General features: G+C 42.4%; 17 protein-coding genes. 6 read left to right on the top strand and 11 right to left on the bottom strand.

The features are described from left to right. Positions 1–196: 196 nt before the first annotated feature. The 3 genes from AC5JL8_RS18590 to AC5JL8_RS18580 all read right to left on the bottom strand — a co-directional run bounded on the left by AC5JL8_RS18590 (position 197) and on the right by AC5JL8_RS18580 (position 2,187). Positions 197–1,579, bottom strand: a complete 1,383-nt coding sequence (locus tag AC5JL8_RS18590) for an aminopeptidase P family protein (protein ID WP_495881169.1) — start codon at positions 1,577–1,579, stop codon at positions 197–199. Between the two features lie 163 nt (positions 1,580–1,742). After that, complete coding sequence (locus tag AC5JL8_RS18585) at positions 1,743–1,988, bottom strand: type II toxin-antitoxin system HicA family toxin (RefSeq protein WP_495881168.1); 246 nt, start codon at positions 1,986–1,988, stop codon at positions 1,743–1,745. Further along, complete coding sequence (locus tag AC5JL8_RS18580) at positions 1,981–2,187, bottom strand: type II toxin-antitoxin system HicB family antitoxin (RefSeq protein WP_495881167.1); 207 nt, start codon at positions 2,185–2,187, stop codon at positions 1,981–1,983. The genes AC5JL8_RS18585 and AC5JL8_RS18580 overlap by 8 nt, the downstream gene beginning before the upstream one ends. A 319-nt stretch (positions 2,188–2,506) precedes the next feature. On the opposite strand from AC5JL8_RS18580, the gene AC5JL8_RS18575 reads away from it, so the two are divergent. Further along, positions 2,507–3,319 carry a PhzF family phenazine biosynthesis protein gene (locus AC5JL8_RS18575; protein ID WP_495881166.1) on the top strand — a complete coding sequence of 271 codons (813 nt, stop codon included), beginning with the start codon at positions 2,507–2,509 and terminating at the stop codon, positions 3,317–3,319. A 329-nt stretch (positions 3,320–3,648) separates the two neighbouring features. On the opposite strand, the gene AC5JL8_RS18570 is transcribed toward AC5JL8_RS18575, so the two are convergent. The 4 genes from AC5JL8_RS18570 to AC5JL8_RS18555 form a co-directional block, all read right to left on the bottom strand. Further along, positions 3,649–4,521: an S-methyl-5'-thioadenosine phosphorylase gene (locus AC5JL8_RS18570; RefSeq protein ID WP_495881165.1), complete on the bottom strand. Its 873-nt coding sequence runs from the start codon at positions 4,519–4,521 to the stop codon at positions 3,649–3,651. A gap of 136 nt (positions 4,522–4,657) precedes the next feature. After that, positions 4,658–6,145, bottom strand: a complete 1,488-nt coding sequence (locus tag AC5JL8_RS18565) for a protein kinase domain-containing protein (RefSeq protein WP_495881164.1) — start codon at positions 6,143–6,145, stop codon at positions 4,658–4,660. A 694-nt stretch (positions 6,146–6,839) separates the two neighbouring features. Then, a complete protein-coding gene (gene dxs / locus AC5JL8_RS18560) occupies positions 6,840–8,747 on the bottom strand; it encodes a 1-deoxy-D-xylulose-5-phosphate synthase (RefSeq protein ID WP_495881163.1) in 1,908 nt (635 codons plus the stop codon). 157 nt (positions 8,748–8,904) lie between these two features. Further along, positions 8,905–9,588, bottom strand: a complete 684-nt coding sequence (locus tag AC5JL8_RS18555) for an S-layer homology domain-containing protein (protein WP_495881236.1) — start codon at positions 9,586–9,588, stop codon at positions 8,905–8,907. 454 nt (positions 9,589–10,042) lie between these two features. Between AC5JL8_RS18555 and rpiA the strand changes: the two genes are divergently transcribed. Then, positions 10,043–10,753 carry a ribose-5-phosphate isomerase RpiA gene (gene rpiA, locus AC5JL8_RS18550; RefSeq protein ID WP_495881162.1) on the top strand — a complete coding sequence of 237 codons (711 nt, stop codon included), beginning with the start codon at positions 10,043–10,045 and terminating at the stop codon, positions 10,751–10,753. A 100-nt stretch (positions 10,754–10,853) separates the two neighbouring features. Here rpiA and AC5JL8_RS18545 read toward each other — a convergent pair whose 3' ends face one another. Both AC5JL8_RS18545 and AC5JL8_RS18540 read right to left on the bottom strand, forming a co-directional pair. Beyond that, positions 10,854–12,479 carry a tetratricopeptide repeat protein gene (locus AC5JL8_RS18545; RefSeq protein WP_495881161.1) on the bottom strand — a complete coding sequence of 542 codons (1,626 nt, stop codon included), beginning with the start codon at positions 12,477–12,479 and terminating at the stop codon, positions 10,854–10,856. A 28-nt stretch (positions 12,480–12,507) separates the two neighbouring features. Then, complete coding sequence (locus AC5JL8_RS18540; RefSeq protein ID WP_495881160.1) at positions 12,508–12,729, bottom strand: hypothetical protein; 222 nt, start codon at positions 12,727–12,729, stop codon at positions 12,508–12,510. Between the two features lie 522 nt (positions 12,730–13,251). On the opposite strand from AC5JL8_RS18540, the gene AC5JL8_RS18535 reads away from it, so the two are divergent. Beyond that, a complete protein-coding gene (locus AC5JL8_RS18535; RefSeq protein ID WP_495881159.1) occupies positions 13,252–14,433 on the top strand; it encodes an aldo/keto reductase in 1,182 nt (393 codons plus the stop codon). A gap of 62 nt (positions 14,434–14,495) precedes the next feature. On the opposite strand, the gene AC5JL8_RS18530 is transcribed toward AC5JL8_RS18535, so the two are convergent. Further along, positions 14,496–15,824 (bottom strand): hemolysin family protein, encoded by a 1,329-nt coding sequence (locus tag AC5JL8_RS18530; protein WP_495881158.1) that lies wholly within the window; start codon positions 15,822–15,824, stop codon positions 14,496–14,498. Between the two features lie 245 nt (positions 15,825–16,069). Between AC5JL8_RS18530 and mfd the strand changes: the two genes are divergently transcribed. The 3 genes from mfd to AC5JL8_RS18515 all read left to right on the top strand — a co-directional run bounded on the left by mfd (position 16,070) and on the right by AC5JL8_RS18515 (position 20,238). Further along, on the top strand, positions 16,070–19,588 hold the full coding sequence (gene mfd / locus AC5JL8_RS18525) for a transcription-repair coupling factor (RefSeq protein ID WP_495881157.1): 3,519 nt from the start codon (positions 16,070–16,072) through the stop codon (positions 19,586–19,588). Between the two features lie 69 nt (positions 19,589–19,657). Continuing rightward, positions 19,658–19,855 carry a DNA-binding protein gene (locus tag AC5JL8_RS18520; protein ID WP_495881156.1) on the top strand — a complete coding sequence of 66 codons (198 nt, stop codon included), beginning with the start codon at positions 19,658–19,660 and terminating at the stop codon, positions 19,853–19,855. Next, complete coding sequence (locus tag AC5JL8_RS18515; RefSeq protein WP_495881155.1) at positions 19,855–20,238, top strand: type II toxin-antitoxin system death-on-curing family toxin; 384 nt, start codon at positions 19,855–19,857, stop codon at positions 20,236–20,238. Before AC5JL8_RS18520 ends, AC5JL8_RS18515 begins: the two co-directional genes overlap by 1 nt. 25 nt (positions 20,239–20,263) lie before the next feature. On the opposite strand, the gene AC5JL8_RS18510 is transcribed toward AC5JL8_RS18515, so the two are convergent. Beyond that, positions 20,264–20,710, bottom strand: a complete 447-nt coding sequence (locus tag AC5JL8_RS18510; protein WP_495881154.1) for a hypothetical protein — start codon at positions 20,708–20,710, stop codon at positions 20,264–20,266. Positions 20,711–20,947 lie beyond the last annotated feature (237 nt).

Genomic DNA, 20,947 nt, shown 5'->3' with positions numbered 1-20,947 from the left:
CTTGAGCAACCGGATACCTATCTTTATAGGTTGGCAAACCGTTCTTTGTGTGTAAATTTTGATTTTTGTTCCATCCCGCAGAAATTATTTACCTTTCAAATATTAGTTCGCAAACGGATATATATAAATGCACACCAATGAATTATCAGTGTACATTTGGGTTTATAAAGAATAGCAATTTAAAAAAAGTAGTAACTTAGCCATTGACAAGATTTTCTACAGTATCAGCATCATTTGGTAATGCGGCTGTTAAAACTTCGCTTCCTTCTTGCGTAACTAAAACATCATCTTCAATGCGGATTCCGTGGACATCGTTAAATTGAGATAAGCGTTCCCAATTCACTACATTCTCAAATTTTGAGCGCAGATGAGCATTATTTAAAATGGCTGGTACTTGATAAAAACCAGGCTCAATTGTGACTAACATTCCGGGACGCAAGGGACGATTTAAACGCAGGTAGCCCAAGCCGAAGCGATCGCTTCTTTCTCTTCCCTCTTCATAACCTGCTAAATCGCCCAAATCTTCCATATCATGGACATCCAAGCCCAATAGATGACCGATACCGTGGGGAAAAAACAACGCATGGGCATCCATTTCTACTAAATCTTGGGCATTTCCTAGTAAAATTCCTAAATCAACTAAGCCTTGCGCTATGACTGTGGCAGCTAAAAGATGAATGTCGCCATACTCCACACCAGGACGCATTTTGGCAATGCAAGCATCATGGGCTGCCAACACGACATCATAAATATCTCTTTGGGTTGATGAAAACTTACCAGAAACAGGCCAAGTACGGGTAATATCAGCTGCCCAACCCATTTCAGTTTCAGCACCAACATCAGCCAGTAGCAAGTCTCCTGGTTGCAGAGGATGATGATATTGTTCGTTATGCAAAACTTCGCCGTGGACAGTAACAATACTGTTGTATGAGGTAGTCATGTTATGGGCAATAATGACTCCTTCCATTGCCCCACGTACTTCTGCTTCCCTTTTGACGTTAGGTGTTGCTGCCATACCCGCTTTATGCGCTTCCACACTCACACCAGCTGCTTTTCGCAACTCAGTTAATGCTTCTTCATCGTGGGTGAGGCGTAAGGAAACAATTGCCTTAGCTAACTCTAAGTCAATTCCTTGGAGTGGATTCTGCGGTAAAACCCATCTATTCAATAGCTGCGACTGCTGTGTCCAAGTAGCAGCATCCTGCACAGCAATTGTGGCTGCTTCTGCTACGCAAAACTCTAGTTCTGTTAGTGGTTTAGCTGCGTCCGCCTCAATTATTTGGGCGATTTCCTCACGTTTGGGTATTTCTCCATGCCAAAGAGCGCTGCTAGGTGAGGGATCGTCCATGAATAGTTCTAACTTGCCTGCTTCTAAGCGAATGGCAGCCTTTGGCAGTGGTAGTCCTGCAAAATAAAGGAAATGACTGCTAGCGCGGAAAGGAAAAACATTAGCTGGAAAATTGCGTGGGCTACTGCTTCCTGACCAAAGAATTGCGGGAAAATCAATTAGATTAGCTAGTCTTTGCCGTCTTTGGCGTAGACTATTGGCTAGGGAACTAGAAATATTGTGGATAACCATAAATAGAAACTTGAAGAAAAGGATAAAGAAAAGATTTGATTGCCACTTTTATAGCGTTTCTTAGTGTACTGAGGTACTAATTTATCTGTGGTTAATTACTTCTTCCCGTACCTCACTCAAGTGAAAACTGCTATATTTAGCGATCGCACTTTTCCAGGAATGACTACAAACTCTGCAAAAACTCTTCAACTGAAACACCCGCCTGATTCAAAATACTTTTGAGTGTCCCAACTGCTACTGTCTTCTTGTGTAATGGCACAACACAACCTATTTCGATGACATCTTGATTTTCATCAATTATCTGCTTTTTTAAAACTATGTGACTTCCCCATTGTCTTACTTGGACAAATCCTAAGCGCTCCAAAGCACGAATAACTTCAGAAGCAGGTACTCGTGGTAGCTTAGGCACTCATCATCTCAAATGTAGTTAACAAACGAGGACTTGTTTTTGGAAGCGGAAATTCCTCTAAGTAAAGTTCAGTTGCTTCTTTGAGATTAGCAATAGCTTCTTCAATTGTTTCGCCTTGGCTAGCCATTCCGACTTCTGGACACTCAGCCACGTAGATATCATCTTCCCAATACACGATTGCCGTAAACGTGCGATTCATAATCAATCATAATATTTGTACTACTTTAGTTCATATTATTGAGCGATCACCAACAGCTATCAAGCCAATAATAGCGTAGACACGGAGCGGCTTGTCGCAGACATCGCTCTCAACTTTTCAGGCTCACAGGGCGCTCACATTTAATAAAAAATCTCTAAAGTCCTTGCAAAAGGTTTTTTGACGTTTTGTTTGCGTCTTTGCGTGAGCTTTTTACACTATTATTCAGCAAGGTAAGAGCTTTATTGCTTCTTTCAAAAATTAGTTGAAGTTTTGCAAGACTAAGTGATCGCTCAAGAATTTTTCAATTTGGGGTGATTTTATGGGACAAATCATTACTCAGGTGGATGCTTTCACCAATACACCATTTGCAGGGAATCCTGCGGCTGTTTGTGTTTTACCTGCTGCTCAAGATGATATATGGATGCAGAATGTAGCGCAGGAGATGAATTTATCTGAGACGGCTTTTCTAGTCAAACAGGATGATGGCTTTAATCTCCGGTGGTTTACACCGACGGTGGAAGTGCCGCTATGTGGTCACGCAACCTTAGCTAGTGCTCATGTACTTTGGTCAGAAGGACATCTTTTACCCGATGAAGCTGCCCGTTTCCATACCAAAAGCGGAGTGCTGATAGCCAAGCTTCAAGGTGACTGGATTGAATTAGATTTCCCTGTTAATCACTCACAAGCAACTGTAGCCCCAGAAGAACTCAGCCAAGCTTTAGGTGTAGAATGCAAATCTGTCTTTCAAAATTCGCTTGGCTATTTGGTGGAATTAGAGTCTGAGGATTTGGTGCGGCAAATGCAGCCCAATTTTCAACAACTGAGAACTTTGCCTGTTGCTGATGTAATTATTACTAGCCTCACTCATTCTGATTCAAAGTACGATTTCGTTTCTCGGTTTTTTGCACCAGGAGTAGGTATAGATGAAGACCCCGTTACTGGTGCGGCTCATTGCTGCCTTGCTGCTTTCTGGCGCGATCGCTTGGGAAAGGATGAGTTTTTAGCTTATCAAGCATCAAGTCGTGGTGGAGTGGTAAAGGTGCGCTATCCAGGGGGCGATCGCGTTTTTCTGGCTGGACAAGCGGTAACAGTTTTGCGAGGAGAATTGGTTAATACTCAAAAGAATTCGTAATTACAAATTAATAATTATCGCTCTTCCTTGTATTTAGAATTTAGGCTTGAGTAGTCCTTCGTGAACAATGTTAATTATATCGTCAATAGACCTCTTGCATAAGTCTATGTTTTGTATAAGTAACCACAAATGCACACAGATAAATATTAGTGTTAATCGGTGTTTATATGTGGTTTATTTTGGTTTTATTTGGATTTTTGCAAGAAGTCTAATGAGGTCGAATGGCTTTTTAAAACCATGAGGCAGCAAATTTTTTTGTGCGTATAATGTCAGTCAGGATTCTACTCTTAGTTGTGATGTACTCGCTCATCGCCTATTTCTCAGCTAATCTACAAATACTTCTGCAACAACAAGCCCAATTTTTCCTTCGTTGCCGATGGTGCTTTATCCAACTGAGTTAAAATTGCATACTTTAAAGCTGAATGTGCATCACTATGTGGCGGATTTTCACTCAAACGTCGCACAGTTTCTTGAATTACCTTTTGAGCATTAACTGCATTTCGTTGTAAGTTTCCTATTACCATTTCTACTGTTACGCTGTCGTGATCTGGATGCCAACAATCATAATCTGTCACCAGCGCTAAAGTTGCATAGGCAATTTCTGCTTCTCTAGCTAACTTTGCCTCTGGTAGATTCGTCATCCCAATCACTGTTGCACCCCAACTGCGATAAAGATTTGATTCCGCTTTAGTTGAAAATGCTGGCCCTTCCATGCATACATAAGTGCCACCGCGATGCAGAGTAACTTCCGGTAAATTCAAAGAAGCGATCGCATCAGCCAACACACCAGCCAAAGTCTGACAAATCGGATCGCCAAAGGCAATGTGAGCTACAATTCCTTCACCGAAAAACGTTGAAACTCGATTTTTTGTCCTGTCAATAAACTGATCTGGAACCACCATATCAAGTGGTTTAGCCTCTTCTTTTAAGGAACCAACCGCACTAGCAGAAATTAGATATTCTACACCCAATTGTTTCATTGCATAAATATTGGCACGAAATGGCAATTCCGAAGGTAACAAAGTGTGATTACGCCCATGTCGCGCCAGAAAAGCTACTCGTGTTTCATTTAATGTACCGAGAATTAAAGCATCTGAAGGTGAACCAAATGGTGTCTGCACTCGTACTTCTTCTATATCCTGAAGTGCATCCATTTTGTATAAACCGCTGCCACCGATAATTCCAATTTTAGCTCTGTCCATAATCCTTTACCTATTCCTTGCAAAGCTGCCAAGTCATTTTACCGAAAAGGTAAGTAGCATGGGAGGCAAGCCAAGCAATTCAAAATTCAAAATCTAGGATTGGTCGGCGTCCTGGTAACTTAGTACAGCACGAAGCTTATTTTTTAAAATATCTTAAGTTATATCGGTCTTGATATTTAGCGATATAGTCTACATTTTGCCGCTCTAATTGTGATAGTAATTTAGACTGAAATTTTTTTGGTGAGTATATAGGACGATACCAAGGTTGATTATTAAAGTATTCTTGTAACCCCGGAGTCTCAAAGCGGCGACCGTAACGTGCAAAAATTGAATTTCGCATAATATCGAGTTCAAATCCGTCTTTGCCATTTAAATCTGCATCTGTAACAGGTCTTTGAGAAAGCCAAGAATAATCATTTGCTGTAGTATTAACGACTGGTGGTGTTGATGTAGTTGAAGTAGGTGGAGATTGGGGAGTTTCAATAATTTGTGGTATTGCAGACGATTTGATTGTAGGTAAGGAAACCGCTGGGGTTTCTGTAATTTGAGATGTAGTATTTGATGATGTTTGTGTAGGTGTTGCGATTGATTCTGCTACAGGTTGAGAAGATTTGGTTAACACCTGACTAATAATTACCGATGCACCGATTAAGCCACCAGCAATTAAACTGCCGATCAAGATACTATTTTGACTATTACCTTGATAGCTAGGTTGGGGAGTAATAGGAATAGTTGCAGGAGGTGGTGCAGATACCACAGTTGGCTCTTTGAAAGCCAGTTGCGTTGGTGGAAGCGAATTAGTTATGCTCTGCAAGGCATCTAGCATGGCTCTAGCAGTAAAGTAGCGATCGCGTGGATGATAGGCGATCGCTCGATCAATTATTTCCGCCATCGTCAGGCTAATATGATTGGCATATTGTCGCCAAATAATTTCAGCCGTCTGTGAATCTGTTTCTAGTTGTTGTGGCTGTCTACCAGTCAGCAAATAAATTGCTGTCATCCCTAAACTATATAAATCACTCGAATAAACTGGTCTACCTGCTGCTTGTTCACTAGGCATATATCCTGGTGTACCAATCACAATCGAGCTGGTAGGATTGCCTTGAGAGTTTACTACCGTTCCCATTGATTCGCGCACTGCACCGAAATCAATTAGTACAGGTTTGTTATCTCGATAACGCACAATAATATTATCCGGTTTGATATCGCGGTGAACGATATACTTCCCGTGGACATATTCTAGAACAGGTAATAAATTTATTAATAATTCTTGTACAGCGATTTCGCTAAATAACCCCTGCTGTTGGACTTTTGCTGTTAGAGTATCGCCTTCAACCCACTCTTGAACTAAATAAAATTGCCCAGCAGATTCAAAGTAAGCGTACAAAGTTGGAATTTGGTCTGTGCTTCCACCGAGTTCTTCTAAAATTGCTGCTTCCCGTTGAAACCGTTCTTTTACTAGTTGATAAATTTGGGGATTGTTTTGAATTGGTCTTAGCTGTTTGACTACACAACGGCGCTTTGAGGGCATATAAGTATCTTCTGCCAGAAAAGTTTCGCCAAACCCACCAGCCCCCAATGTACGGATAACTTGATAGCGATCGTTTAACAAGTTTATTGTCATAAAAATTACAAGCAGTGATTGCTCTGCGGTTTATCCTAAGAAGTACGTTAACTCTTCTGATACGGACTGTCTCAACGTATACCAGTTTTATTCAACACAATAAATGTATGTTTATATACAAACAATAATTTTCTAAAAAAACTTAACTTTCTATTATAATCAGGGCTGAAGTTGGGAGGCCTAGCTACCAAATTATTACTGAAAAACATGGTGGCTCACTCTCTTGTACGTCAGCACCCGATACGGGAGCAGAGTTCATTATCCGCATCCCAGTTCGCCAGGAACTCAGCAAGAACGTTGCTGCCTAAACACACTAGTAGTCTGCTAACCCAAAATTGTTGGGTGGAGGCAGCAAGGGTGCAGGGGTGCAGGGGAGATGGGGAGCAGGAGTGCAGGGGGTAGGGGGTAGGGGGAGATTTCTATATAAGTCTTTCCCCTCTGCCCCTCTGCTCCTCTGCTCACCACTACGCAAAGTTTGTGTGGTGTACCACTAGTGCTGAGTGCTAATTACTGAGGAGTCAGCTTATACGGCGTGATGCCTATCAGTACGACAATTTGAAAAAAGACACTCCACAGTTAGGCTGGTGGAGTGTCTTTTTGAGTAATTATCCGTTTGGGCTATGGATAATTTACTCTAAATAATAATTAACAGATGCAGCTTGGCAGAAAATAAATTGCCTTTTGCTTTCTTGCATTAAACAACAGCAGATAGTTGCCGTTCAAAGAAAGCTGCTAACACTCTTTCGGCTATTTGACGACTAGTTAAACCTAATTCAGCCTTAGATTCATCGGGTGTAGCATGATCTACTAAGATATCTGGCACACCGATGCGTTTTACAGGTACTACGACATCGGCATCGAGTAGGGCTTCTGCTACCGCAGAACCAAAGCCACCCATAACGCAGCCTTCTTCTAGGGTAACAACACGCCCAATTTTCTTAGCTAAAGGCAAGATCAATTCGGTATCTAAAGGTTTGACAAATCGGGCATTGATTACAGTGGCTTCAATACCGTGTTCGCTGAGAATTTCAGCTGCTTGCATACCTGGATACACCATTGTGCCGTAACCGATGATTAACACATCATCACCAGTGCGGAGAATTTCCCCTTTGCCAATTTCTAAAGGTTCCCAGCCTTCTTCCATTAGGGGGACGCCATGGCCATTACCACGCGGGAAACGCATTGCGATCGGGCCACTGGTATGGTTAATACCAGTGACAATCATGCGTTGCAGTTCGGCTTCGTCTTTGGGTGCCATCATGACGATATTGGGTATGCAACGCAAATAAGCAATGTCATACATCCCCTGGTGGGTGGGGCCATCAGCACCAACAATTCCCGCCCTGTCCAGACAGAAGAATACTGGCAAATTTTGGATGCAGACATCATGAATTATTTGGTCGTAAGCGCGTTGCAAGAAGGTAGAGTAGATGGCAGCGACGGGACGCATACCTTCACTAGCAAGTCCAGCTGCTAAAGTAACAGCGTGCTGTTCGGCAATGCCTACATCAATATATTGATTAGGTAATTTCGCTTGAAGTTTATCTAAGCCTGTCCCTGTTGCCATCGCCGCAGTAATCCCAATGATTTTGGGATTTTGTTCGGCGAGTTTCACTAAGGTGTGGGCAAAGACTTTGGCATAAGCCGGAGGTTTGGGTTTATTGGAAGGAACAGCTTTGCCAGTTACTAGATTAAACGGATTTTGGGCGTGGTAGCCTACTTGGTCTTGTTCGGCAATTTCATAACCTTTGCCTTTGACTGTGACCACATGTACCAGCACTGGCCCTTGCATTTGATGTGCCTGTTGGAAGGTAGCAATTAATTCCTCTAAATTATGTCCATCCACTGGCCCCATATAAGTAAAGCCCAATTCTTCAAAGACTGCGCCTACTTTGGGGACAGCTAAACGCTTCATACTTTCTTTGATGCGTCCTAATTCGGGAGAAAGGGATTCACCAACGAAGGGAATTTGCTTAAACTGTTCCTCGAAGTTATCCTTAATAAACTGCACTGGTGGGCTGAGGCGCATTTTGTTGAGGTAGCGAGGAATTGCACCCACGTTGGGAGAGATGGACATCTCGTTGTCGTTGAGAACAACCAGCAGGTTAGTTTTGGGTAAGTGTCCTGCATGGTTGATGGCTTCTAATGCCATACCTCCAGTTAACGCACCATCGCCAATAACGGCAACGGCTTTAAATTTTTCTCCTTGCATGTCTCGTGCTAAAGCCATGCCTAGTGCTGCTGAGATACTTGTGGAAGCGTGTCCTGCACCAAAGTGATCGAATTTACTTTCACACCGCTTGAGATAACCGGCAATTCCGTCTTTTTGCCTGAGAGTATGGAAGTTACTATAGCGTCCTGTGATTAGTTTGTGGGGATAGGCTTGGTGTCCTACATCCCAAATAACCTTATCCCGATCTAAGTCCAGTGTCTGGTAAAGCCCTAATGTTAACTCTACAACACCCAAACCAGGCCCCAGGTGTCCCCCAGTTGCTGCTACCGTTTGTAGGTGCTTATCTCGGATTTGACGGGCAATCTGTTGCAGCTGCCGAATCGATAAACCGTGCAACTGATTAGGATGGGTGATTTCGCTCAGATGCATATTATAGGGTTTTCCTCTCTAATCTCTACTTTTGGTATTCTCTGATTTTCCCACGGTAATGTTGCTTGCGAATTCTTAGGCAGTGGCATTAAATTATATGAACTAAGAGGCAGGCAAGGGTAAAGTTTTCTCTAGGTTTTTACCTTGGATGATTTAGCTAACGCGGTTCTGTCATACTAGGAACACCAGGAACCTCTGGTGTTTCTGGTTGTTTCTGCTGACGTTCCAAATATTTACTCAATACATACGCCATATCCCCACGGGTCATCGGCTGTAAGGGAGCGATTTTGCCTTGGGGATCTGTATTAATAAATCCTTCGGTAATCACTGTGGCGATCGCTTTTCTAGCCCAAGCTGGAATAGCTGCTGCATCTGGATATGGAGCAAGAATTTCATTGACAGTTTCATCAGGGAATTGAAATACACCATAAGCTTGGGCAAAAATCGCTAAGGCTTCTGCTTTCGTTACCCTTTGATTAGGGAAAAACATATTACCACGATAGCCTTTCATGATGTCAGTTTTCAGTACGATCTGAATATCTTTAAATGCCCAATGATTAGTAGGTACATCTGCAACTGTTATAAAATTTTCTTGTTGGGCTGCTTGTCTTTTTTCTAAATGAAATGCTTTCACCAATATTGCTGCTAGTTCTGCACGATTAATCAGCCTTTCTGGATAAAATTTGCCATCGGCAGAGTTTGTCATTAACTTGGCCGAAATTACCTGTTGAATTTGTTCTTGGCTTATTCCAGAAGAAATTTCCGAGCTTTGAGCTTTAACAATTCCTGGGTAGCTTTGTAGTAGTATCACTAAGGAAATAGTACGTAGCAACCGCCGCATAATAATGTTCACTAATTCTATTTTGATATTGCAAAGTTCACTTAATTAATCGGAAAATTACATCCTATTAATTATAAGACAGTGACGTATTATTTGTTCACTAAGTTTCCTAGCTCTCAACCAAATATAAATAATTGAAATTGCATCCATTAATATAACAATTTTATCTAAATTGTGAAAAATACCCTTTTTAACGAATCGCAAAGGACGCAAAGAGCGCAGAAAGTAGTAAGGTAAGATTTCACTAATCATGTAACAGGGCAATAGCCTCTTTAATATATGATAGCTGCTGATTTTATATTAAATACTCATAAAAATATTGGGTATATAATAATTCAACAATTTTACTGAAATTATTTTGAATTTTGAATGAAAAAATTTTGAATTGCATAGGATGTAGTATAGTCGACCGTGATAGTGCGATCTATTTAGTCCATATTGCAGGAGTTTGGGAATGACTGTAGCAGCAGACCCCGTAAAGTTGATGAAGCAAGAAGTTGGCAAAGCCGCCGCCGCCCTGGTTAAATCAGGTTCGATTGTCGGGTTGGGTACGGGGTCAACCACGGCGTATACAATTCAGTTTCTCGGAGAACGTCTTCAGTCTGGTGAACTCAAAGATATAGTTGGTGTCCCTACCTCGTTTCAGTCAGAAGTGTTGGCAAAGCAGTACGGTGTACCTCTCACTACCCTAGACGCGATTGACCACATTGATATTGCCATTGATGGCGCAGATGAAGTCGATCCTCAGAAGAATTTGATTAAAGGTGGTGGTGCAGCCCATACCCGCGAAAAAGTAGTAGATTACCTGGCAAATCAGTTTATTGTCGTGGTGGATAGTGGTAAGTTAGTAGACCGCTTGGGTTCTAGTTTTGCTGTACCAGTAGAAGTCATACCAATGGCGATCGCTCCTGTTACTAATGCTATCAAGAAGCTTGGTGGTAAACCTGAACTCCGCATGGGTGTGAAAAAAGCTGGCCCAGTCATTACCGACCAAGGCAACATGGTTTTAGATGTCAGATTTGACTCTATTGACGATCCAGTAAACCTAGAAAAAACACTCAATAACATTCCTGGCGTTCTGGAAAATGGTATTTTCGTCAATTGTGTCGATTTAGTTTTGATTGGCGAAGTTAAAGATGGTCAACCGCTGGTACGGCAATTGTAAAAGGGATTAGAGGCAGGAGGAATGAGGACAAGGGGACAAGGGGACAAGGAGAAAGAACTATGAATAATTGCTCCTTGTCCTCTTCACCCAGTCCCCAACCTCAGAAATTCTCTACCAGTAGCTGAGTATCGGTACTTTTCCAAGCTTTTGTAAATTCAGCTTCCACAAGTTTAGCGGCATCATTTTTGCCTAGTGCTTGTAAACTTGCTTGCAAGCCCAATAGTGAACGCCCGTTCAGGGGATACTTTTGTAAATCGGCGCGAAATACTTTTTCTGCTGCGGCATAATCACCCTTAGCTAACAGCGCACCTCCTAGTGCTTCCCGTGTGGGAATGTACCAGTCTGGTGGTTCCATGTAATTCAGGGCATCTTCTTGCGCCACCGCTGTTTCTAATAATTTAATAGCGGATTCATAGTCCTGTTTAGCTTTGACAATTTTCGCATCTAACAGATTGCTGGCAATATCTAAAATATTACTGGCGGGACTCATGCCTATAGTTGCAGCAGCGGGAATTGTTTTTTGGGCTGCTAGTAACTCAGTGCGATCGCTTACTGCATCCTCAACTTTACCTGTGGCGGCGTTAGCCATACCGTGAGCAAAATACCACAGTGCTTTGGTTGTAACTAATTTGTCATCGGGCGGTGAAGATTTTAAGATGGCATCCCAATCACTAAAGCGCACCTGAATCAGGATTTTAGTCCCAAGATATCCCTCAACCATTGGTAATTCCGATACAAATGGTGTAGCAGTAGTAACTAATTTATCGGCTGCTTGGATAGCATCTTGATACCTACCTGCCATAGCACCCGCCACTGCCAAGAAATGCACGTTGTGAGTATAGTACATCAAAGGATAAACACCCTGGATGTGATTTTTTTGAATATAAACTTCATCTTGAGCGATCGCCTGCGCGTTTGACCGCATTGCTCCTTCGTAATCTCCCACACGAAAATAAATATGCGAAGGCATATGTACTAAGTGTCCTGCTGCTGGAACTAGATTTTCCAAACGTTTGGCACTTTCTAAGGCGCGTTCTGGAGTCAGCGATGCTTCTACTGCATGAATATAGTAATGATTAGCACCTGGATGGTTCGGGTCACGTTGGAGTACCGATTCTAAAACAGCTACAATCTCTTCGGTATCTGTCAGGGGTTTACCATCTTTAGTCCAGAGTTGCCAAGGATGCAAATCCATCAAGCTTTCAGCGTATAGTGTTTTTGCATCTAAGTCTTGGGGATAACGCTTGACTAAATCTGCCATCGCGTTTTTGTAATCCACTGCTAGTTTGTATAAATAAGCATGGGAATCGTTAGAATAACGCTTTGCTAAGGCGTTAATGTAGTCTTGTTCCTGTTTCGATGCACGGGTAGACAATGCCTTAGCTTGCTGGATTGCTTGATATGCTGCTAGTTCGCGATCGCTGTCTACATCCAAGTTAATATTAGGCCCAAGAGCTAGAGCAATGCCCCAATATGCCATTGCTAACTGAGGATCAAGTTCCGCTGCATATTTAAATGAACGCGCCGCCTCATCATGGTTGAAGGCATACATTAAATTTAACCCCTGATCGAAAAACTGTTGCGCTTCGGGGTTGTCGGTAGACACTGGATGGTGATGTGTTCCCAGTCCAGATATGAGAGTATATGGCTGTTGTGCTTGAGCGATTGCACTGCTGGGAAACAATAAGCTGAATACAAGGGCCCAAACTAAAAATAAATACTTCATTTTCAAAATTCCGGTTTTTTAAACATTCTTATTTTTTGATATCTAAATGCCATAGTTTCTCTAAGGAAGCAATTTCTTGGTGGAGAACAGCAATACGGTATTTTTTATAACCAAGAATACTTATAATTAAAATAATGGAAATAATAATGGTTGACAATCCTATAACAGTATCAAATGATGTATTTTCTTGGCTTGTAAAGCCTACAGTAGCAGAGTTAGTTGCAATTTGATTAGTGGTATTGCTCCGCATAATTTACTCCAAAATTACGACAATATTTCAGGTATAAAAAATGTAAGTAACTGCGGTGATTTTTATTAATCAGTTCTTACATTGATAAGTACTCTTCAGCGATAATGAGAAAAATTATGTTGATTGCAGTCTGGTGTCGTGCTGACAATAGACTTCATCACGAAGATGCTAATTTTCTGATTTACGAGGTGATTTTTTCTGTGTGCCCTGAAGATTGAGCCATGATTAATTAGCATCCCACCTTTAAAATCAAGTACACTTGTGTTGCGATTGTGAGCATACTGAGTAATATGGCGGCAAAATGCTTACTAGTAGTAGCTATGATGTGATTATCTAGCTAGATACCCATTTGATGGGATTAGATCACAAAGCATGAAAATCTATTTTTTCCCAGTTCTATTTTCAAGCTAGAGGGTTATGGAATAAATCACACAACGAGGGTATGAAAATCAATACTCAATGCCCAATGCCCCATTTTCAAGCTAGATTTGAGATTGTTGGCAAGGAATTCGATATTATTTAATGTTGTACAGAAGATTTGGACGCACAGAATTACAAATGCCTGTGTTTTCTTGCGGTGGTATGAGATACCAGTTTAAATGGCAGGATGTTTCCCAAGAAGAAATTCCTTCAGACAACCAGGAAAATGTCGAAGCAATTATTAAACGGGCGATTGATTTAGGTATAAATCATATTGAGACTGCCCGTGGTTATGGAACTTCGGAAATGCAGTTAGGAAGAATATTGCCCAAGTTTCCCCGCGAAAAGTTAATTGTTCAGACTAAAGTTAACCCAGTCGCAGATGCCCAAGAATTCCGAAATAAAGTTGAAAAATCACTGCAATATCTTCAGCTAGATTATGTTGATTTACTAAGCTTACATGGCATTAATAATGATGAGTCTTTCGATTACAGCATACGTCATGGTGGCTGTTTAGAAGTAGCAAAGCAATTACAAGCTGAGGGAAAAGTTAGATTTATTGGCTTTTCTACTCACGGCTCTACGAATATGATTATCCAGGCAATTAATACTAATCAATTTGATTATGTAAATTTGCATTGGTACTATATTAATCAATGGAATTGGGAAGCAATTCTAGCTGCAAGACGCCATGATATGGGAGTGTTTATTATTAGTCCATCTAATAAAGGAGGGATGCTATATACACCACCACAAAAATTAGTTAATCTCTGTGCGCCCTTGAGTCCGATGGTGTTTAACGATTTGTTTTGCCTCAGTCATCAACAGGTGCATACTCTGAGTGTGGGAGCAACAAAACCACAAGATTTTGATGAACACTTAAAGACTTTAGAATTGCTGGATCAAGCAGCAGAAATTTTGCCACCAATTTTGGCGCGGTTGGAATCAGAAGCGATCGCTACTTTGGGAGAAGACTGGGTGAAAACTTGGCAGGTTAATTTGCCCAGTTTTGAAGAAACACCAGGTCAAGTAAATATACGAATGATTTTGTGGCTGTGGAATCTAGCGATCGCCTACGATATGGTAGACTACGCCAAAATACGCTACAACCTGCTTGGTAATGGTAGCCACTGGTTTCCTGGCAACAAAGCAGATCGGCTAGACGAACTAGACTTACGCCCATGTCTTGCCGATAACCCTCAAGCTGATAAAATACCCCAGATTCTGGCACAAGCACATCAAATGCTGGCGGGTGAAGCAGTCAAACGTTTATCTCAGACTTAATACAAATTCGTAATTCGTAATTACGAAATTCTGACAGCATCTAGAGTTTATCTATGGCTTTGTTAGTCAGATTGGGTCGAGTCTGTCGATTTATCTGCCTTCGGTACAACTAGTACCTTATCAACTCGGTTACCATCCATGTCCATCACCTCAAAACGCATACCCTGCCATTCAAAATGATCTGCTGCTGTAGGGATACGGCCTAAATGAGTGATCACAAACCCGCCCAAAGTTTGATAGCTACCTCGCTCCTCAGATTGCCATTCTTCCATATCGAAAAGTTCTAAAAACTCTTCTACAGGCAGCATTCCATCCAAAAGCCAAGAACCATCTTCGCGTTGCACAGCTTGTGGTTCTTCTTGCCCAGGCCCAGCCGGAACATCACCAACAATTTCACTCATAATGTCATTAAGAGTAACTAATCCTTGAATTACGCCGTATTCATCAACTACCAGCGCCATGTGCGTAATAGTCTGCTTAAATAACTCTAAAACTTTTAAGCCACGGGTACTTTCTGGTACAAATACAGGTTGCCGTAATCCTACTGTTAAATCTAGGGGTTCACCTCGAAAACTCCGGGCTAATAAGTCTGTTACTGGGATCACACCAAGCACGTTATCTAGTCCTTCCTGACAAACCGGATATCGAGAATAGGCGCTATCAACCATTTTCTGGCGGTTTTCTTCAGGAGTATCTTCCAAGTCGAGCCAAACAATATCTGGACGAGGTGTCATAAACGAACTGACGGGGCGATCGCCTAAACGAAAAACTCGCTCCACCATATCTTGTTCAGCTTCCTCAAAGGTTCCCGCCTCTGTGCCTTGCTCAATTAAAATTTTGATTTCTTCCTCAGTAACTTGTGGTTCAGTAGAAGCTGTAATACCTAACCCTCGCAGCACCATTTCCGTAGAAGCACTTAATAAATAAACTGCTGGAGAAGCTAGGGCTGCCAAGGCTCGCATCGGAATTGCGACAAAGGCGGCAATTTTTTCTGGGTTGTTTAATGCCAAACGCTTTGGCACTAGTTCGCCCACAATCAGCGACAAATACGTGATGATCACAACCACTATCCCGAAGGATATCGGCTCACTATAAGGTGCGAAAAAGGGGACTAACTTCAAATAAACCGCTAGTTTTGAGCCAATAGTTGCCCCGCCAAAAGCACCAGTGAGAATGCCAATCAGGGTAATCCCAATCTGAATCGTCGAAAAAAATTGATTTGGAGACTCAGCTAGCTTCAATGCTGCTCGCGCTTTTAGGTCTCCTTGATTAGCTAACTGTTGCAACCTTACCTTACGCGCCGAGACGATCGCCATCTCGGACATAGAAAACACACCATTGGCAATAATTAGCACCAAAATAATGGAAATTTCAAAAGTGATGGACGACATGTTTAGAATGGCCGCTATAGAGAGCGAACGTAGCTCAACTCTTAGTATCTAGTATTCAAGGTGCATACATAAACGCTTTTATTGTACATAAAGTAGTATTTATAGTTCTTGTGTCTAATTAGTTGTCAAGCATTATTCTTCCACAGAAAGAATATTCAGACTATTAACACTTTTAAAATAGTGGATATAAGCTGCCTCTCTCTATACTTTTTCATCCGCAACGACTCCCATCTATAGTAAAACCTATGGCCTTTTCTTCTATTGTGCGTGCTTTAGCGCGATCGCCACTGACCGCAGAATTTCTTTCTAAACTCAACCGACAACAGGATTTGCGGTTGAATGGTATTCCCCGTCTACCCAAGGGACTAGTCGCCTCTGCACTGGCACAAAGTTCGGAAAGAAATTTATTTGTGGTATGTGCCACTTTAGAGGAAGCTGGACGCGCTTATGCACAATTAGAGGCGATGGGATGGAAGAGTGTACATTTTTACCCGACCTCCGAAGCTTCACCCTACGAACCTTTTGACCCCGAAACCGAAATGACTTGGGGACAAATGCAAGTCTTAGCAGACCTTTTAAAGGATGAGGGCAAAGATAATTCATCCTTTTCTACGGCAATTGTCGCTACTACGGGAGCGCTACAACCCCATTTACCACCACCAAATGCTTTCATCCCTTTTTGTCTAACTTTAAAGAAGGGTATGGAATTTGACCTCAATGCCTTCAGTACCAAAATAGCTACTTTGGGGTACGAACGAGTGCCGTTAGTAGAAACAGAAGGACAGTGGAGTCGGCGTGGCGATATTGTTGATATTTTTCCCGTTGCTTCTGAGTTACCAGTACGGCTGGAATGGTTTGGTGACGAAATTGAGCAAATCCGGGAATTTGACCCCGCAACTCAACGTTCTGCCCTTGACAAAATTGACCAAATTATTCTTACCCCCACTAGCTTTGCTCCGATTGTGATGGCAGCACTTCAAGACAGTGCTGAGTTCCAAGTGCTGAGGAGCCACTGCGGTCTTGGGGAGACCCCAAGTGGAGCAAGTGGCGTTGCTAAGTTAAATTTTGACTCAGAACTAATTGAAGGTAGCCGTCGCTTTTTAGGGTTAGCATTTGAACAGCCAGCATCCCTTCTAGACTATTTGCCAGAAAATACCCTAATTGCAATTGATGAGCCAGAACAGTGTCATGCTCATAGCGATCGCTGGGTAGAAAATGCTGAGGAACAGTGGCGATTGGGGATTGAGGAAGAAGCCTTGCAATTACCGAAAATTCATCGGTCTTTTGATGAATGTTTGGCAGCGACGGCAAAATTTAAACAAGTATATTTATCGGAACTCGCAGAAGAAAACAGTGGGATTAATCTAGCTAGCCGGGCTGTTCCTGTAACACCGCATCAGTTTGCCAAACTTGCGGACACATTGCGCCAAGAACGCGATCGCAATTTCTCTATCTGGTTGCTTTCTGCTCAACCTTCGCGTTCGGTTTCTCTGTTACAAGAACACGACTGTCCTGCTCAGTTTATCCCTAATCCCCGCGACTATCTAGCGATTGACAAGCTAAATATTAACCACACACCAGTAGCACTTAAATATTCTGGTCTGGCGGAATTAGAAGGCTTTATTCTGCCTACCTACCGAGTAGTAGTCGTTACAGACCGCGAGTTTTATGGGCAACACTCCCTAGCTACTCCTAGCTATATCCGCAAACGCCGCCAAGCAGCATCGAAGCAAGTTGACCCCAACAAACTGCGTCCAGGAGATTATGTAGTTCATAGAAGTCACGGGATTGGTAAATTTGTCAAGCTAGAAAGTCTCACAATTAATGACGAAACCCGTGATTATATAGTCGTGCAGTATGCTGACGGCTTATTGAGAGTCGCGGCTGACCAAGTAGGTTCTTTATCCCGGTTCCGCACTACCGCAGATAAAGCTCCAGAACTGCACAAAATGACGGGTAAAGCTTGGGAAAATACCAAGAACAAAGTCCGCAAGGCCATTAAAAAATTGGCTGTAGACTTGCTGAAGTTGTATGCAGCGCGATCGCAACAACAAGGCTTTAGCTACCCAGCAGATATGCCTTGGCAGGAAGAATTAGAAGACTCTTTTCCCTACCAACCGACAACCGATCAACTCAAAGCCGTCCAAGATGTCAAACGCGACATGGAAAGCGATCGCCCAATGGATCGCTTAGTTTGTGGCGATGTCGGTTTCGGGAAAACGGAAGTGGCAATTCGCGCCATTTTTAAAGCTGTGACTGCTGGTAAACAAGTAGCTTTACTTGCGCCTACTACTATTCTCACCCAGCAACACTACCACACCCTCAAAGAACGCTTTGCCCCTTACCCGGTGAATGTCGGGTTACTCAACCGTTTCCGCACTGCTGAAGAACGCCGTGAGATTCAAAAGCGGCTAGCAACGGGTGAATTAGATGTAGTTGTAGGCACACACCAACTTTTAGGCAAAGGTGTAGCATTCCGGGATTTAGGACTGTTGGTAGTTGATGAAGAACAGCGATTTGGCGTTAACCAAAAAGAGAAAATTAAAAGCTTGAAAACTCAAGTTGATGTGCTGACTCTCTCTGCCACTCCGATTCCGCGTACCTTGTATATGTCTTTGTCTGGGATTCGGGAAATGAGTTTAATTACCACCCCACCCCCATCGCGGCGTCCGATTAAAACTCATCTCGCCCAGATGAACCAAGAAACTATCCGTACCGCTATTCGTCAGGAATTAGACAGAGGCGGGCAGGTATTTTACGTAGTGCCGCGAGTTGAGGGAATTGAAGAGACAACCACAAAATTACGCGAAACAATTCCTTCAGCTAGATTTGCAGTTGCTCACGGTCAAATGGATGAAGGGCAATTAGAATCAACGATGCTCACCTTTAATAATGGCGAAGCCGATATTCTCGTCTGCACCACGATTATTGAATCTGGTTTAGATATCCCTAGAGTCAACACCATCTTAATTGAAGATGCTCACCGCTTTGGCTTATCTCAACTTTACCAATTACGTGGTCGTGTAGGACGTGCGGGGATTCAAGCTCACGCCTGGCTATTCTACCCGCAGCAACGAGCATTATCTGATGCTGCACGGCAGAGATTACGGGCAATTCAAGAATTTACCCAACTCGGTTCTGGATATCAGTTGGCGATGCGGGATATGGAAATTCGGGGTGTAGGTAACTTGCTTGGTGCAGAACAATCCGGTCAAATGGATGCGATCGGCTTTGATTTGTATATGGAAATGCTTGAAGAGTCAATTCGAGAAATTCGTGGCCAGGAAATTCCCAAAGTTGACGATACCCAGATTGACCTCAACCTCACCGCATTTATTCCCGCCGATTACATTCCCGACTTGGATCAAAAGATGAGCGCTTACCGTGCAGTGGCGGCGGCTAAATCTCAAGAAGAATTAACGCAGATTGGAGCCGAGTGGAGCGATCGCTACGGTGCAATTCCAGTACCAGCTAGCCAATTATTACGTGTAATGGAACTCAAGCAGCTAGCGAAAAAGCTAGGATTTAGCCGCATTAAACCAGAAAATAAACAGCACGTCATTTTAGAAACGCCAATGGAAGAACCAGCTTGGAATTTACTCGCTGCGAACTTACCAGAACATCTCAAAACGCGTTTTGTTTACTCTCCTGGAAAGGTAACAGTACGCGGTTTAGCAGTGATGAAGGCAGATCTACAGTTGCAAAGTTTGATTGACGCTTTCCGAAGAATGCAGGGCGCAATTCCTGAAGCGGCTGTGGTTTGAATAGCCAGTTGTTTAGGAATTTTTAAATGAATGTTAAGCTCTATTCACAAATGCGGGTGATGAATGGTTATGGCTTCTATTACTATTGATATTCCAGATAGCCAATTACAAAAGCTACAAGATTTAGCGAAAGTCCATGGTATTTCTCTTGAAGCTTTGCTGCGTGTCAGTATAGAGGAATGGTTAAGCGATCAAAAAAGCGACTTTACAGATGCAGCAAATTATGTACTGAAAAAAAATGCTGAACTCTACCGACGTTTGGCATAATGCGTTATTTGTTATTAGTTGAAGTATTGGTGCTGCATCGTCAAATTATTGAGCAGTCGGGAGGGGCATTAGGAATTCGTGATTTAGGTGGATTAGAATCTGCACTTGCTCAACCTCGCATGACATTTAGCGGTGAAGATTTATATCCAACTGTCATTGATAAAGCTGCTGCTTTAGGCTTTTCAATTATCATGAACCATCCATTTATTGATGGAAATAAGCGCACTGGTCACGCGGCAATGGAAACTTTTCTCATACTAAATGGTATAGAAATTAGTGCTTCTGTTGATGAGCAAGAGCAGATTATTCTGGTAGTAGCTTCAGGTAACTTAAGACGCGAAGCGTTTGGTGAATGGTTGCAGCATAATACCATCACAAGCTAATACATTTTTCAAATTTATATTAGTATTAGCTTGTCGCTGTTGCTTTGTTTCCATTTTGGTTGCCATTTTTGCTGCCATTTTCCTCTCCACTGGCAATAATTGACGGTTGCTGCAAACTGGGAGTTGGTGACTCCCCTCGCAACCCCTTGCTGCGCTTGTTTTTAGGAACTCCTCCCGCCATACCGTACTCCACACTACTTTTGCCATATCGAGTACCAACTGCCATTAGCATATGCTCTGTCATATCTCCCAACTGGCTCTCTGTTTCCAGCATTTCACTGTACAATTTATCGACGTTGGAAAGGGCGGTGTTGTAGGCATTTTCTTTATTTCGCATCCTTTCGATCAGCCTTGAGAACGCAGGTAAGGTAAGCCCATTGCCTAAATCTAAATTCGGATCAATTGAATTTATGCTAGCCGCACGACGCACTGCTTTTTCTAAGATCACAGAAGTTCTCTTTCTACGAGCCATGATATACACCTTGCAATAGAGTACGGTTAATATTCTTTACCTTAAAAGACTTCCGTATCGATCAACCTGAGAGAATTCCGGCAAATCTGCAATGCTTTTTGCTACACAGCAATAGTTATCATCAAATGCGCGATCTACTTAAATAAGTAAGTCAAAAGGGATTTTGAGAAAGTCAAATGCCTTTTTGCTTGCGGAAAACACCAAAATGAATAAGTCAAAAGGCATTTTGAGAAAGTA

Source organism: Mojavia sp., assembly GCF_059505145.1.
The sequence above is the reverse complement of the archived record's forward strand: the minus strand, read 5'-3'. Positions and strand labels throughout refer to the sequence as shown.